We start from the raw sequence: 15,083 nt of genomic DNA, 5'->3' as shown, positions 1-15,083 counted from the left end.
CTTTCTAGATGTGGAACTTCACTTAGCTTTTCTTACTTATTTGGGTTCTCTTTTAGTTTCTCCATCACTTGATCGAGCGAGAAGCTTGCTGCTTTTTGCCTTGGTGGGAACTCTTTAAACGTTTCAAGGAATCTGCCTACGTAAGCTTGCGCAGGAACAAGCATGTAAGCACGGTCTAGCATCCAATCGTAGTAAGTGTTAGAAGTGATATCAGCCACTTCGTAAGGATCCATACGCAAGTTGAAGATCTTAGGAACACGAAGTGTGGTGAATGGTTCAGCCCAAATACGCAACGTACCTTTTGCTCGTTGCTCCATAAAGACCAGCTTCCATTTGTTATAGCGAAGTGCAGTTAAGTCTCCATCATCTGAGAAGTAAAAAATTTCTTCACGTGGGGCCTTATCCTCTTTACCAGTCAAATATGGTAGGAAGTTATAGCCGTCTAGGTGAACTTTGAATTTCTTACCATTCGCACTATAACCTTTGAGCAATTTCTCTTTGATATTGTCATCACCCGCGGCAGCAACGAACGTTGGCATCCAGTCCATGTGATGCATGATATCATTCGAAACAGAGCCAGCTTTAATTTTACCCGGCCAACGTACCATCGCAGGAACTCGGTACGCACCTTCCCAGTTGGTATTTTTCTCTCCACGGAATGGCGTTGTGCCTGCATCTGGCCACGAGTTCATGTGTGGGCCATTATCGGTGGAGTAAAAGACGATTGTGTTGTCTTTAATACCCAAATCATCCACTTTTTTCAGCAGCTGACCTACATGATTATCATGCTCGACCATACCATCTGCATACTCGCTGATGCCTGTTTTTCCAGAGTTCTCTTCTTTCACATGAGTACGGAAGTGCATACGAGTTGCGTTCCACCAGACAAAGAAAGGTTTTTCAGCCTTGACTGCACGATCCATAAAGTCGAGTGCCGCATCTAACGTCTCTTCATCCACGGTTTCCATGCGCTTGCGAGTTAGAGGTCCTGTATCTTCAATTTTGCCATCAGCGTACGAACGGATAACGCCGCGCGGACCGAACTTTTTACGAAACTCAGGATCTTTAGGATAATCGACGTTTTCTGGCTCCTCCTCGGCGTTCAAGTGATAAAGGTTGCCAAAAAATTCATCGAAGCCGTGATTAGTAGGAAGGTGCTCATCTTTATCACCTAAGTGGTTTTTACCAAATTGCCCTGTCATATAGCCCATCGGCTTCAGCATTTCGGCAATGGTTGCGTCCTCTTCCTTCAAGCCAAGATCAGCACCTGGAAGCCCCACTTTACTCAAACCTGTTCTAAGAACGGTTTGGCCCGTAATGAAAGTAGAACGGCCCGCTGTACAAGATTGCTCACCGTAATAGTCAGTGAACATCATGCCTTCTTTGGCGATACTGTCTATATTTGGTGTTTTGTACCCCATCAAGCCAAACGTGTAAGCACTGAGATTGGACTGGCCAATATCATCACCCCAAATGACGAGAATATTTGGTTTCTCTGCTGCGATACTGCTACTTGTCGCACCGATTAAAGCGGCGGCAAGAATCGCTAATCGGCGTTTAACGCCATATTTCGCTGTCATATAAACCTCTGTGTGTATTAGAAAAGTGCTTCCTGCAACAGAATGTATAGTTCACAAATAGCGGATAAGCGAATTTACTAAATGAGAATTCTTTCTATCTTTGCCTAACATTACACCGTTATTTGTAGCTAATACGCACTCCAATAGCACTTTAGTTCAGAGCGCCATCGCACCATTCATCACTACTGGTAATCTCAAGTATTAAGATTGTCTACGCATATCACAGTGCTCATAAAGTACCTGATTGCTTTTACATAAATATTAATGATAATACGTTTTACTACTATTAATAATTAAGGTACCCGTGTGCTTGACTCCAAGGTTTCAAATGGAAAAACTTCCCAATGCCAACACAACGGCGTTCACCATAATGATGAGGAGCTATTACTAGATAAGCGCACTCACTCTGTGGTACTCAATTACTTGCCAAACAAGAAATCTGTTCAGTTGACAAGCATTCAATTTAAGCTGCTGCAAACTCTCACTCACCATCAAGATCAAGTACTTAGTAAGCATTTTCTTTACGAAACAGTACTAAAACGTGAATTTACTGAACATGATCGAGCACTCGATATGCACATGAGCAGAATGAGAAAGCGTCTAGTTCACGAAGGCGTTCCAACAGACAGAATTCAGACAGTCCACCGCCAGGGTTACATTTTCAAGCGCTCAAACAATCAACAGAAAAATTAACGCTAATTGACCCAACTTTTGGTAATTGACCGCTTATTTTGCTTTAATTAATGCAAATTCTAATCACGTAAAGTAACTCAATGAATTTGCGCTTAATTTTTACACTTTGCATTGCTACTTTGTTTGCCGGCTGTGCAACCTATGCTGGTCTTAACTATGACCAACTGTTTGGTCCACAGCTCGTGCGTGAACGCACAGTTGACGTGGAAACCCCTCAAGCAAACTTCTTCCAAAGCGAAGTTAAACCCATTATGGATAACCGCTGTGTCGTCTGCCACGCGTGCTACGATGCACCATGTCAGCTTAAGCTCTCTTCTGTTGAAGGCATTGACCGTGGTGCGAGTAAAGCACTGGTATATGAAGGAACAAGACTCACAGCCGCAGCACCAACACGCTTATTCGAAGATGCAGAAACAACCCAAGAGTGGCGCGATGCGGGTTTTCATCCGGTTCTCAACGAACGTGATCAAAGCATGGCAGCCAACATTGACGCAGGCCTTATCGCACGTTTGCTACAGCAAAAAGAGCGCCACCCATTGCCTGACCAAGTCCAGTTAGAAGGCTTTGACTTTTCGATAGACCGAGAGCAAACCTGTCCAACGATTGAAGAATACGAGCAATACGAAAAGGATAACCCAACCTGGGGCATGCCTTTTGGTATGCCAAATCTATCAAACAGTGAATACCACACTCTCATGACTTGGTTGGAAAACGGCGCAATAATGAACGTTCACCAACCTGTTAGTGAGAATGAGCAAGCGCAAATAGATAAGTACGAAACATTACTTAACCACTCTGATTTGAAAAATCAGCTGATGGCTAGGTATATATATGAGCATTTGTTTTTATCTCATCTCTACTTTTCGGAACTCGATGAAGATCCCCGATTCTTCACGCTCGTCCGCTCTGCGACACCACCAGGACAGCCCGTCAAACGTATTTCAACGCGTCGCCCGTACGATGATCCAGGGGTTGAACGTGTGTTTTATCGAATTATTCCAGAGCAAGGGACCATAGTAGATAAAACTCACATGCCATTCGCGTTAAACAAGCAACGCATAGAGAACTGGAAAACTTGGTTTATTGATGCTGATTACATGGTTAGTAAGCTACCGAGTTATGAACCAGAAGTTGCTGCAAACCCGATGACATCATTCATCGACCTTCCAGTGAAGTCGCGCTTTAAGTTCATGCTAGATAATGCACAAAATACAATAATGGCATACATCAAAGGCCCAGTTTGTCGTGGCCAACTGGCATTGAATGTTATCAATGATCGCTTTTGGGTGTTTTTCCTTGATCCAGATAAAGCAGACATCCCAGAAGTAAATGAGTTTTACCGATCTCAGGCTGATAACCTAAAACTACCGGCAGAACAAGAAAGTAACACGCTACCTGTTACCAACTGGGTCAAGTACGCGCGCCAGCAAGCTCGCTACCTAGAGGCTAAATCTGAGTTCACTAATAACTGGTTTAAAGAAGGTGAAAACCTATCCACCGATGTAATTTGGGACGGTAATGGCACCAACCATAATGCGGCATTAACGATATTCCGCCATTTTGATAGTGCTTCTGTTGTTCAAGGGTTAGTTGGTGAGCAGCCTAAAACAGTGTGGATTCTTGACTACGCGTTACTAGAGCGTATCCACTATTTGCTTGTTGCTGGGTTTGACGTTTACGGTAACTTCGGCCATCAGCTCATGACACGAATGTTTATGGACTTCTTGCGTCTAGAAGGCGAAAGTAACTTTATCTCGTTGTTACCCGCCGATATGCGCCATGAACTGCAATCTAGCTGGTATAAAGATCAAAGCCCGCAGTTGAGTGACTTTTTACAACGAAATGTGAAGCCGTTTAACCAACCAACCAGCGTTCAGTATAAGAGTGACGATCCAAAAACGGAGTTGGTGGAGTTGTTGAGCGAACATGTTTCAGATGTGCTTCTGCCTCGCTACGAAATTCAAGGCACAGCTCTTTCTGCGAGTAGTGAAAAGCAACTAAAAAGTATTGACCACGTTCGTGGTGAAGGCCTAAAAACCGTTCCGCAAATCACTATGCTTATGGTGAGAAGTCAATCAGGGGAAGATGAACTGTTCACCTTACTTCACAACAATGCACACACAAACATCTCTAGCTTGTTTGATGAAGAAAGTAACCGTGACTTTGCTAACGATGATATGACCATTGTACGCGGCGTTGTGGGAAGCTACCCTGCGGCATTTTTCTCGATCAACGAAAACCAAGTAAAAGATTTTGTCGATCAATTTAGTGCCATCCAAAACGAGTCCGATTACGTTAAGTTATTGGATAATTTTGCGATTCGTAGAAGCTCAGAAAAATTCTGGTCATTTAGCGATCGTTTACACAATTGGTACCGTACAAAACAACCGATCGAATTTGGATTACTTGACTATAATCGTTTTGAGAATCGATGATGATTTAAGGGGGTTCTCATGGGTATCCGAGATAACATTGCCGCTCTTGAACAACAGATTTACGTTGCTTGTTCTGAGGGAGACTACGAAACGGTCAATATGCTTGAGCATCAACTCGAATACTTACGTGGCAAAGTGGAACATCCTTTTGATGATGACCCTTATGCCCTAGACACTCGATTCGAGTGGGAAGATGACATGACCGAATAGAAAAAACCTCCGGAAAGCCGGAGGTTTTTTTATTTTCAATGCTCGATGGATTACTTCGCCATTAACTCATCCAGAGCTTGAATTGATGCAGACACTTGAGAAACTAAATCATCTTTAGTCGCATTATAGGTATCTAGAGGTTGAGGCGCGGCTTCAATTGCTTGGCAAGCGTTCATTAGCGCAGTTAGTCCTAAACTTCCTGCACTGCCCTTTAATTTATGGGCAAGGTTCTTTACTTCTTTACTATCATTGTCCTCAGCAGACGCTTGCAGCTTGCTTAATACATCGGTGCTGGTGGCTCTAAACAGATTAATAATGTGCAACATCTTATCTCTGCCCAAGATTTTCATATCGGACTCAATCACGCTCGGATTAATGATAACCACATCGGGTTCCTTTATTTTAGGTGCTTGAACGACCTTTGATTGTAGCTCTTGTTCTTGAGGTGAAATTTGATCAAACGGGGTACAATCGGCATTTTGTGGCAACAACAACGGCTTTCCGTCTAGCGCATCCTGAATCAATGCCGCGAGTGCCTCTTTTGCCAATGGCTTAGGCAAGTATCCGTCAAAACCAGCGGCTAGATAGCGCTCAACTTCTTCCGCAAAAACGTGCGCAGACACTGCAATCATTGGCGTGACGGCAAGCGCTTTATTGGCCGGCTTATCACACTCAATCCGCTTTAAGCGTTGGATCAACTCAGTTCCATCACAATCAGGGAGGTTGATGTCGACCAAAGCGATATCAAAATCTTGTGTGCTGATCAGTTGCTCTGCTTGTGAGCCGTTTTCTGCCATCACGACTTGATGCCCCATGCTTTCTAGAAAGCCTTCCGCGACCACTCGGTTGACTTCATTATCTTCTACCAGCAAGACCTTTGCTTTCACTTTGCAACGTGCGGTTGCCACGGTTCCTGTTTCAACAGGTTCGCTTTCCTCTAACGGAATAGAGAACCAGAATCGGCTACCATTTCCCTCTTCGGAATCGACTTCTAAAACACCGCCCATCGCTTCAATGATTCGCTTACTGATGGCAAGTCCAAGCCCCGTACCTCCAGTTTGGCTCATCCCACCTTCAGCTTGCGTGAAGGCATCAAACAACGTTCTCTGGTATTTTTTGGCAATTCCTATTCCAGTGTCTGATACTTCAAACAGGACTTGCGACTCGTCCTCAGGGTTCAGGCTAACGTAGATATCAATTTCTCCTTCGTCAGTGAACTTAATCGCGTTACCAACAAGATTGTTCAGCACCTGACTGATTCTGGTGACATCCCCTTTCCAGTAGCGACTAACATCACTTTCAATATGGTAGGAGAACAGCAGCTTCTTCTCTTGTGCTCGACTGTTCATTAACTGGAAAGTGTCCTCCACCATTTGGTGTAAATCGAAGCCCATGTGACGAATTTCTAAATGCCCCGCTTCAATCTTGGAGTAATCCAGCACATCATTAAGGATCGCAAGCAACGTTTTACCACTACGATTAATGATTTCCGCATAACGCTTTTGAATTGGGTTGAGGCCTGAGTCAATCAGCAAGCGTGCTGTCCCCAACACTCCGTTCATTGGCGTTCTTATCTCATGGCTCATCGTCGCCAAGAATGCCGATTTTGCTCGGCTCGCTTGCTCTGCTTGCTTGCGAGCTTTAGCGTGATTCAAAACCTCTTCATTCAAACGGCGGTTGGCTTGTTTTAACTGCGAAGTGCGTTGCTCAACAAGCTCTTCTAAATGCTCTTTATGCTCCTCAAGCTCTCGCTTGGCTTGAGCTTCACCCTCTGCTACCACTTTTAGTGCTTGCGCGGTATTACGAGCCGTGATGATGGCCTGCCCCATATGCGCCAACTCATCTTTGCCTTTCACTTCCAACTCAACCGCTAAGTTACCCTGTGCCACAGACAGCAACGCAGCGGAATATTCCGCTAACCGCTTCACAACAGAAAGGTACACCACACGCCATAAAATCAGCACCAATACAATCAAACCAACAATTGAAATAACGGTTAGAGACCACTGAGCGAATTTCAATGTGCTGGTCAATTGGTCTACAGCGACGGTAGTGGTTTTGTTTGAATCATCAACCAATTTGTTGACCGTGCCATTAAGCTCTGAGAACAACTCTAATGTCTTTTGCATCAGCTGTTGTGACTGTTCGTTATTCTCGTATTGCTGCATCAGTATAGAAAATACGACCTGACGCTTACCAAGCTCTATGAGCAGTTGGCTCATTTGCTTAGAGCGCGTAGGATCTTCCACAGCGAGTACACGGCGTTGCATGATTTTGAGGTTGCTATCGAAATCACTTTGAACCTGTTGAATTCGCTCAATATTCGTTAATGTCCGAGCCTCTTCAATCTGATTCAACATTTTAAAGGCCAACAAGTGCAGTTCATGCAATCGCTCAGTCAGATCAAGATCGACCTCCACCAGTGCATCTAGCGCCTGATAAACTTGCGACTTTTTATTCGATTCTAATAAGTCATAAATATGCGTGACGTTAGCAACAGCAATGGTGCTTGTATTCTGAACTTGCGTACGAGTTAGTTGTTCTAGCTCTTCACTGAGCAGACGCATTTCTTCAACACGAGTATCTATCTCTTTTGCAAGCCACAGCTTTTTTTCAACCGAAACACCGAGTTCTGCCAAATTGTCGATAACGTTCTGGACGTTATTCTCTAAAGCTTCTAACAATTGAGAATCGAACGACTCACTCCCGAGCTCCTTGATGTGAGTGAGTAAAGACTCGAGCTGTTCGAACAGAACTCGCCCTGACTCCTTTCTTTCCTGCTCGTTTCTTGCGTTCGACAACATTTGTACAGACGAAATAATACGAGTACTCAACTCAGAGACTTGTCTCGCCTCAATCATGGCGGGAATCGCAGAATCCACGACATTTCTTTCGGTTTTGGCAACCAAAGAAAATCCAGACACACCAATAAGTGCCGATAACATGACCAGTATTGCCATCGCAATGAAAGACAACAAAAGTTTACGACCGATGCTTGCAGTTGCTAGCAGCATATTTTCATGACCTTAATGTTCGTGTTCAGCGACATATTACGTTATATTTTGCAGTGTTTACTTAATCTATGCCAACGAACTTCATTTCATGGTTAAAAATCAACACGCATTTCGCACATTTTTCAAACATTCTGCAGCCACTTTAACCCTAGTTGCTTCTTTGCCAGCGGTTGCCGCAGAGAAAATATGTGCAATATACCCTCACCTAAAGGATTCATACTGGTTGTCAGTAAACTATGGAATGGTGTCCGAAGCGAAAAGAGAAGGTGTCGAGCTACGAGTCCTTGAAGCGGGCGGCTACCCAAACAAAACCCGTCAAGAACAACAACTCGCACTGTGTAACCAATGGGGAGCAGATGCGGTTATCCTTGGGACCGTGGACCCACAGGCTTACGAGCATTCACTTAAAAATTGGGTGGGGAATACTCCCGTTTTTGCTACTGTGAACCAACTCGACTTGGATGAAGAACAAAGTGAGTTGCTAAAAGGGACTGTCGGTGTTGACTGGCATTGGATGGGATACGAAGCGGGTCAATATTTGGCAGCTCGCCATCCAAAGGGGTCAGGAAAAACCAACATTGCCTTACTTTTGGGGCCGCGAACTCGTGGTGGTACGAAACCCGTTACTGCCGGATTTTATGAAGCGATACAAGGAAGTGATATCAACATTGTTGACTCATTTTGGGCAGACAACGACAAGGAGTTACAACGTAACCTAGTTCAACGTGTGATCGATATGGGAAATATAGATTACATTGTTGGCAGTGCAGTGGCGATTGAAGCGGCCATCAGTGAGCTGCGCAGTGCCGGCAAAGCTGAGGAGATCGGTTTAGTTTCTGTGTACTTAAGTCATGGTGTATATCGAGGCCTGTTACGTAACAAAGTACTCTTCGCACCAACAGATAAAATGGTGCAGCAAGGTCGGCTTTCCGTGATGCAAGCAACGCATTACTTAAGAGGTGAAGCTTATGACAAACATGCCTCACCAACCATCAAACCACTGACTCCGAAGACGCTTCATGACGACACGATCGAAGAATCGTTATCTCCGTCAGAATATAGGCCGACATTCCGTGTTAAGGCTGTTGATTGAAAGACCAAAAACGTGTTCTATTGAGTCACAACAATTTTAAAATCATACAAACGGAAACATCTTGATGCAAAAAACCATTCGTACCATGCCAACCCATAAACATGTGGCTTTGGTCGCTCACGACAACTGCAAACCTGAGCTACTTCGCTGGGTAAAAGAAAACAAAGAAAAGCTACAGAGTCACTTCCTTTACGCAACTGGCACGACAGGACACATGCTGAGTAAAGAAACTGGACTTGCGATCAAGAGCATGATCAGTGGTCCGATGGGCGGTGATCAACAACTAGGCGCTCTCATTTCAGAAGGCAAAATCGACGTTCTCGTTTTCTTTTGGGATCCACTGAATGCCGTACCTCACGACCCAGATGTTAAAGCGCTTCTTCGTATTGCTAGTGTTTGGAATATTCCTGTAGCAACGAACCGAGCCACAGCTAAGTTCCTGTTTAACTCCCCTCTTCTTGAGCAAGAAGTAGACATCGAAGTACCGGATTACGAAGCCTATCTTGCTGAGCGCATGTAAGCTTTGATGCCAACCAAATAAAGCAAGGGCGATACCAAGTATCGCCCTTGCTGTTTTTAACATTCTAAACGTTGCATTTAACGGGAAGTCACGATGGGATAGTCACCATTAACGAGCTCTTGAACGAATGCAGATCCCGCGCCAGTATGCGTGATCCAAACCTTCTCTTTCGCACGTGTAATCGCCACGTAAAATAGCCTGCGCTCTTCTGCGTAAGGGAATTTGTCTTTGGACTCCGTCAACGCACCATCAATGTGAATTTGCTTCTTCTTAGCGGGGAATTGCCCCTCATCCACAGAAAGAATAATCACAAAGTCAGCTTCGCGTCCTTTACTCGCATGGCAAGTCATAAAGCGAATATCGAGATTAGGGAAACGTCGCAACCAATCGTCGAACAAATCGGGCTTATGATAATGGTTACGTCCTAGCAATAAAACTGACTTGGTTTGCTTGGCTTGCTGATTCAAGTGATCCAAGATCTTTTCCACTTGATTGCTCGGCGCGGTATGTACGCTCTTCTGCTTGCGTTGTTTGTGGCTGTTTAGTGTTTTCGGCAACTGCGATGGGTTTTGCTGCACGAATGTATTCGCTACATCACCAATCTGATTGTTGAAACGATAAGTTGTATCTAAGTGATGAACGGTAGAGTGAGCAAAGCGTTCTTTAAAGCCAGTGATAAGATCGACATCCGCTCCTGCAAACTGATAGATCGCTTGCCAATCGTCGCCAACAGCAAATAACGTGGCACCTGCTTGTTTCTGAGTGGATTCACACAGTGCTTCAATCAATGCCAGACGATCTGGAGAGATATCTTGATACTCATCGACCATAATAAAGCGCCATGGCGAGACAAACTTCCCTTTATTCACATAATCTGTCGCACGACTGATCATGGTTGGGAAATCCACTTGGTTGCTTTCTTTAAGCATTTTCTGCCACGCTGTAAAACATGGCCAGCATAAGGCGAGTTCACTATTTAAACGCGTATAGTCTTGGTGGTTTACGAGCTTTTCTTGTACTTGCTTTTTGGTCAACCCTACCGACGCTAAATGAGACAGCTGCGAATCTAGCCAAGCGATCAGTTTTGGATTTTCTGAATGGCTTCCTAACTCATCATCCCCTTTTAGGTACGCAATCGGCCATTTGTCTAAATGTTTTTGCCAACGTTTAAAGTTGGTGGGTGTCATCCAATGTTTTTTCAACCAGTCTACACACCATGCTGTTCGTTGATTTTCGTCCAACGCTAAAGGACTAATTTCGACAGGTTGCTGTTCGACTTGTTTAAGAATATACAAACCCAACTGATGGAATGTGTTTACGCGCACACCGTCTGCCGCCATGCCCACTTTATCTACTAAGCGTTCTTTCATTTCAGTCGCCGCATCACGACCGAACGCTAACATGAGAAGCTCTTCTGCTTGAGCTTGATGGCTTTGCAACAAATAGGCAACTCGTGCGGTTAAAACGCTGGTTTTGCCCGAGCCGGCCCCAGCAAGAACTAAGTTGTGGTCGTCGTTGAGCAATACCGCATATTGCTGGGATAAATTCAAAGGAGAGGATTCAATTTGATTAAACAGCACTTCCCAATTTGGACGTTCTGCTTCTAGCCAATCGCGATTACGCTCACCAAGCGCCTCAGAGGTATCAATGAGCCAAGGCTCTATTTGCGACATACGATTCGGCATTCGCATTTTGGCTTCTTCTAGGGTGGTTTTCATCTCGCTTAACTCTTGGTTAAGGCTTTCAACCCAGGAGACCACTTGAGAATGCGATAAGTAAGCAGGCAAGTGCTTTAGTTTGTAAAGCTCTTCTTCCCACTTAGGTAGATACTCAGCCAGTTTTCGGCACTGAGTGTTGTGCCACTCTTGATATTGACGAACGGCCTCAAGCGCGAACTTTCGGCATTGTGGCCACGGTAAACCTTGGACTAGCCAGCTTTGTTGTTTGCCTTCGTGTTCATGAGCAAAAAACTGTAAAGAGCTCCATAATAACCCACGCTTTACGCTAACTTTGCCATTCCAGATCGTAAAAGGAATATGTTCTTCACTGCCTATCGAGCTTAATAAAACACTGTTCTCTTTTATTTCGACGTGATGGTACTCATTTTGAATAAAAAACTGTGCTTTGCTAGTGGCAGTAAGCTGCATGAAACGTGCGCCTTTTAGTTTAGAAGTTGTCGATTTATATCATTTTAAGGCGCTAAATTGTAGCAACGGCGAGCTCCTAAGTAAGCTTCTTCTTCTATTCTTTAATAAAATTCACATTACTGTCGATTTAATAACCTAAAGCTGAGGTTATTTGAAGCTGGCTTTACAATCCTCAATACATGACCTGGCAGTTTTAATATAAGTCGATGACATCCCTGCTGATTTTATCAACAACCACGAATTTTTCTTAAAGTAAATCATAAACGCGCTATAGTGGGTCTGGTAGTATTCCCCCTGTTCTTCATCGGAAACATAAGGCGCATTGTGCAAGCAACTTCTAAATTTCGGCTATATTGGGCAAACAAGACGATAAATTACAGCGTTCTTATCCTTATTACCTTACTGGGTGTGGTTATCCCAACTTGGTACTTCGAGCAAAACACGCTGATAACGCCATTAATATTAGGTGTTATTGCTGCTGCTTTGGCTGAAAGTGATGACAGTTTCACTGGACGCATCAAGGCTCTGACTCTCACCTTTCTCTGTTTTGCGCTTGCTGCTTTTTCAATTGAAATCTTGTTCGATACCCCTTGGGCTTTTGCGTTGGGATTATTTATCTCAACCTTCGGCTTCATCATTCTTGGAGCGATAGGTCCTAAGTACGCGAGTATTGCTTTTGGTTCGTTGCTGATCGCTATTTATACTATGCTTGGCGCACATGAAAGCACCAACATTTGGTTTCAGCCACTACTGCTTTTAACTGGTGCCGCCTGGTATTACTTCATGTCCATGATTTGGCAGATATTTTGGCCTCTTCAACCGGTGCAACAAAGCTTAGCCAATGTGTTCTTCCAAATGGCGAATTATCTTGATGCGAAAGCCAAGCTTTTTCACCCTGTGACCAACTTGACGCCACAACCGCTGCGGATTGAAGCTGCAAAATGCAATGCTGCCACGGTTACGGCACTAAACGCTTGTAAAACCACATTACTTAACCGATCGAAACGGGGTCACATTGATGGGCCTAGTGACCGATTTTTAAATATTTATTTCATCGCTCAAGACATTCACGAACGCGTCAGTTCTAGCCATTATCGCTATCAGGATTTAGCGACCGAATTTGAACGTTCTGATGTGCTGTTTCGTTTTAAATATCTTTTGGAGTCTCAAGCCCAAGCGTGTCGTGATATTGCACTAGCCATTCAGCTAGGAAATGAATACTCCCATACCGATCAATCTATTCTGGCATTAGCTGAAGTACAAAACTCTCTTGCTTATCTAGAAGAACAAAAGCAAGGGCACTGGAAACGTCTGCTGATGCAGTTAACATATTTATTCAATAACTTAGCGACGGTAGAAAAACAACTTAATAACATTAACAACCCAGATGTTGAAGGCCTCGAAGAAGATACCCTCGCCGATACCAACCCACACACGCTAAAAGCGATGTGGCAGCGTATATCAGCAAATTTACACAAAGATTCGATGCTGTTTCGGCATGCATTACGTATGTCAATTGCCTTAACGATTGGCTATGGAATCATTCAAATATTCAACATCGACCGAGGTTACTGGATACTCTTAACCACTTTATTCGTATGCCAACCGAACTACAGTGCCACTCGCCAAAAATTGACGGCAAGAGTAATAGGTACATTAGCTGGTTTGTTGATTGGTGTACCATTGCTGACTTTTTTCCCTTCTCAAGAAAGCCAGTTAGTATTTATCGTTATCTCTGGTGTGATGTTTTTCGCCTTCCGGATGAACAACTATGGGTACGCGACTGGTTTTATTACACTGCTCGTCCTCTTCTTATTTAATCAACTAGGTGAAGGTTACGCAGTTGTCCTTCCTCGACTAGCAGATACCCTCATCGGGTGTGTGCTTGCAGTAGGAGCAGTATTAGTTATTTTGCCCGACTGGCAGTCGAGAAGGCTTCACAAAGTTATGTCGGATGCGATAGAGGCGAACAAGCAGTATCTCGATCAGATCATTGGTCAGTATAGAATCGGCAAGAAAGACAATTTGAGCTACCGTATCGCTCGCCGCCAGGCCCATAATAATGATGCCTCACTCTCTTCTGCGATTAGTACGATGCTGGCGGAGCCTGGCAAATATCGCGCAGCTGTTGATGAAAGTTTTCGCTTCCTAACGTTAAATCACGCAATGTTGAACTATATTTCTGCATTAGGCGCGCACAGAACTCGCATCGAAGATGAGTCAATTCATAAACTCGTTTTAGATGCTCACCGTTGTATTCATCAGCATCTGGATGTACTTCATAAACAGCTTCACCAGCATTGTGAGGAGTGTGACCTATCTAATATTGATGATGCTGGACTCGAGCAACGCTTAAACGAATGGCGCGATGAAGACGACAGCTCTGCCCGCATGGTATTGCAGCAACTTCATCTTATCTATCGCATGCTCCCAGAGCTTCATTCACTTGCTAGTAAGTTTGCCGTCAGGGTAAGTTAGTAACATTCAAACCATATGTAAGAGGGAAGCGCTATATCGCTTCCCTTTTTCTTTTTACGCTTCCATCTACCCCAAAGTGGGTAATTATGTACCTTCTTAGGAAAAATCTGACGTATCACTTAACACACCTTGACAATATTCGGACAAAAAGCAATCGATCAAATTCTAATCTATTTTGGTTGAATAAATATGTTGTATCCAAAGGATGAAGAATTTCGGGCAACGACGGATAAACCGAATCACGACGAAGGTATTGAGATGAACGCACAACAATTTAATGAACTTAAACAAAAGCTCAGTGATTTAACGGCAAGTCAGTTAAAGTCATTACAAGGTGAGATCAGCGTGAAACTAAATAAAGCGCAAAAACCGGTTCTATCTGGTGAAGAAAGAGAAATGCTTGCCAAACTGTTTGCCTAATCAAGTCATTGATATAAAACACTTGAACGTTTTATAAACTCCACCTATGCTCTCACTATCATAATGTTGGGAGTAGTGATATGCCTGTATCAGGAATTCAATCTGGACACCACATCGTTCAGATGTCACAACAAATGGCCGAGAAAGCTGCACATGGCATTTACAATAATGTAAGTAAGGTAAAAGAAGAGCTTTCTGATCACAACATCGATTTAGCTGCGGTTGCGGATGTCGCAATAACAGCCTCAACACCTAGCCTTCCCTCTCAAAAAGTTGAATCTCTCATCAACCTAGCACAAGCCGCTGGTTATAACCGAGTTGGCGCGTCTGTCATAGAGAAAAACAATGAAATCATTGGCAGCTTGCTAGACATCCACGTTTAGGCGATTTAACGTCAAATTATCGCTATTTTAATTTCCAACTATCACTATAACGTCGTAACAAGATAACCCCTTTGCTTCGCTCTTTCTTTCTATTTCGATTCAAATATCTC

At 43.9% G+C, this 15,083-nt stretch carries 11 protein-coding genes; 8 read left to right on the top strand and 3 right to left on the bottom strand.

What is annotated here, in order from left to right:
- Nucleotides 1–32: 32 nt before the first annotated feature.
- Nucleotides 33–1,580: an arylsulfatase gene (locus tag IJ23_RS13095; protein WP_005376560.1), complete on the bottom strand. Its 1,548-nt coding sequence runs from the start codon at nucleotides 1,578–1,580 to the stop codon at nucleotides 33–35.
- 306 nt (nucleotides 1,581–1,886) lie between these two features.
- Here IJ23_RS13095 and IJ23_RS13090 point away from each other — a divergent pair, with 306 nt between their 5' ends.
- The 3 genes from IJ23_RS13090 (at nucleotide 1,887) to IJ23_RS13080 (ending at nucleotide 4,918) form a co-directional block, all read left to right on the top strand.
- Nucleotides 1,887–2,273, top strand: a complete 387-nt coding sequence (locus tag IJ23_RS13090; RefSeq protein ID WP_025767860.1) for a winged helix-turn-helix domain-containing protein — start codon at nucleotides 1,887–1,889, stop codon at nucleotides 2,271–2,273.
- Nucleotides 2,274–2,353: 80 nt separating this feature from the next.
- Nucleotides 2,354–4,708, top strand: coding sequence for a fatty acid cis/trans isomerase (locus tag IJ23_RS13085; protein WP_033906477.1), 2,355 nt, complete (start codon nucleotides 2,354–2,356; stop codon nucleotides 4,706–4,708).
- A gap of 18 nt (nucleotides 4,709–4,726) precedes the next feature.
- Nucleotides 4,727–4,918, top strand: a complete 192-nt coding sequence (locus tag IJ23_RS13080; protein WP_005376565.1) for a hypothetical protein — start codon at nucleotides 4,727–4,729, stop codon at nucleotides 4,916–4,918.
- 50 nt (nucleotides 4,919–4,968) lie between these two features.
- Here the strand turns inward: IJ23_RS13080 and torS are convergent, their stop codons facing one another.
- Nucleotides 4,969–7,932, bottom strand: coding sequence for a TMAO reductase system sensor histidine kinase/response regulator TorS (gene torS, locus IJ23_RS13075; protein ID WP_033906476.1), 2,964 nt, complete (start codon nucleotides 7,930–7,932; stop codon nucleotides 4,969–4,971).
- A gap of 43 nt (nucleotides 7,933–7,975) precedes the next feature.
- Here torS and torT point away from each other — a divergent pair, with 43 nt between their 5' ends.
- Together torT and IJ23_RS13065 are read left to right on the top strand one after the other, a co-directional pair.
- A complete protein-coding gene (torT, locus tag IJ23_RS13070; protein ID WP_080960073.1) occupies nucleotides 7,976–9,025 on the top strand; it encodes a TMAO reductase system periplasmic protein TorT in 1,050 nt (349 codons plus the stop codon).
- Between the two features lie 64 nt (nucleotides 9,026–9,089).
- Nucleotides 9,090–9,545 carry a methylglyoxal synthase gene (locus IJ23_RS13065; RefSeq protein ID WP_005376571.1) on the top strand — a complete coding sequence of 152 codons (456 nt, stop codon included), beginning with the start codon at nucleotides 9,090–9,092 and terminating at the stop codon, nucleotides 9,543–9,545.
- A 77-nt stretch (nucleotides 9,546–9,622) separates the two neighbouring features.
- Here IJ23_RS13065 and helD read toward each other — a convergent pair whose 3' ends face one another.
- Entirely contained in the window at nucleotides 9,623–11,692 is a 2,070-nt protein-coding gene (helD, locus tag IJ23_RS13060; protein ID WP_033906474.1) for a DNA helicase IV, read from the bottom strand.
- 324 nt (nucleotides 11,693–12,016) lie between these two features.
- Between helD and yccS the strand changes: the two genes are divergently transcribed.
- The 3 genes from yccS to IJ23_RS13045 all read left to right on the top strand — a co-directional run bounded on the left by yccS (nucleotide 12,017) and on the right by IJ23_RS13045 (nucleotide 14,973).
- Nucleotides 12,017–14,170 (top strand): YccS family putative transporter, encoded by a 2,154-nt coding sequence (yccS, locus tag IJ23_RS13055; protein WP_033906473.1) that lies wholly within the window; start codon nucleotides 12,017–12,019, stop codon nucleotides 14,168–14,170.
- Between the two features lie 189 nt (nucleotides 14,171–14,359).
- Complete coding sequence (locus IJ23_RS25415) at nucleotides 14,360–14,590, top strand: hypothetical protein (protein ID WP_005376575.1); 231 nt, start codon at nucleotides 14,360–14,362, stop codon at nucleotides 14,588–14,590.
- Nucleotides 14,591–14,670: 80 nt separating this feature from the next.
- Nucleotides 14,671–14,973 (top strand): hypothetical protein, encoded by a 303-nt coding sequence (locus IJ23_RS13045; protein ID WP_017635368.1) that lies wholly within the window; start codon nucleotides 14,671–14,673, stop codon nucleotides 14,971–14,973.
- Nucleotides 14,974–15,083 lie beyond the last annotated feature (110 nt).

Origin of the sequence: Vibrio sp. OY15, from assembly GCF_000742455.1 — a bacterium.
Classification (GTDB): domain Bacteria; phylum Pseudomonadota; class Gammaproteobacteria; order Enterobacterales; family Vibrionaceae; genus Vibrio; species Vibrio alginolyticus.
Note: the sequence above shows the minus strand (reverse complement) of the source record. Positions and strands in the feature narration are given on the sequence as shown.

Bases quoted from the DNA above. Each gene is read 5' to 3' on its own strand.
- IJ23_RS13095 (WP_005376560.1), bottom strand. From the start codon at position 1,580: ATGACAGCGAAATATGGCGTTAAACGCCGATTAGCGATTCTTGCCGCC.
- IJ23_RS13085 (WP_033906477.1), top strand. From the start codon at position 2,354: ATGAATTTGCGCTTAATTTTTACACTTTGCATTGCTACTTTGTTTGCC.
- IJ23_RS13080 (WP_005376565.1), top strand. From the start codon at position 4,727: ATGGGTATCCGAGATAACATTGCCGCTCTTGAACAACAGATTTACGTT.
- torS (WP_033906476.1), bottom strand. From the start codon at position 7,932: ATGCTGCTAGCAACTGCAAGCATCGGTCGTAAACTTTTGTTGTCTTTC.
- IJ23_RS13065 (WP_005376571.1), top strand. From the start codon at position 9,090: ATGCAAAAAACCATTCGTACCATGCCAACCCATAAACATGTGGCTTTG.
- helD (WP_033906474.1), bottom strand. From the start codon at position 11,692: ATGCAGCTTACTGCCACTAGCAAAGCACAGTTTTTTATTCAAAATGAG.
- IJ23_RS25415 (WP_005376575.1), top strand. From the start codon at position 14,360: ATGTTGTATCCAAAGGATGAAGAATTTCGGGCAACGACGGATAAACCG.
- IJ23_RS13045 (WP_017635368.1), top strand. From the start codon at position 14,671: ATGCCTGTATCAGGAATTCAATCTGGACACCACATCGTTCAGATGTCA.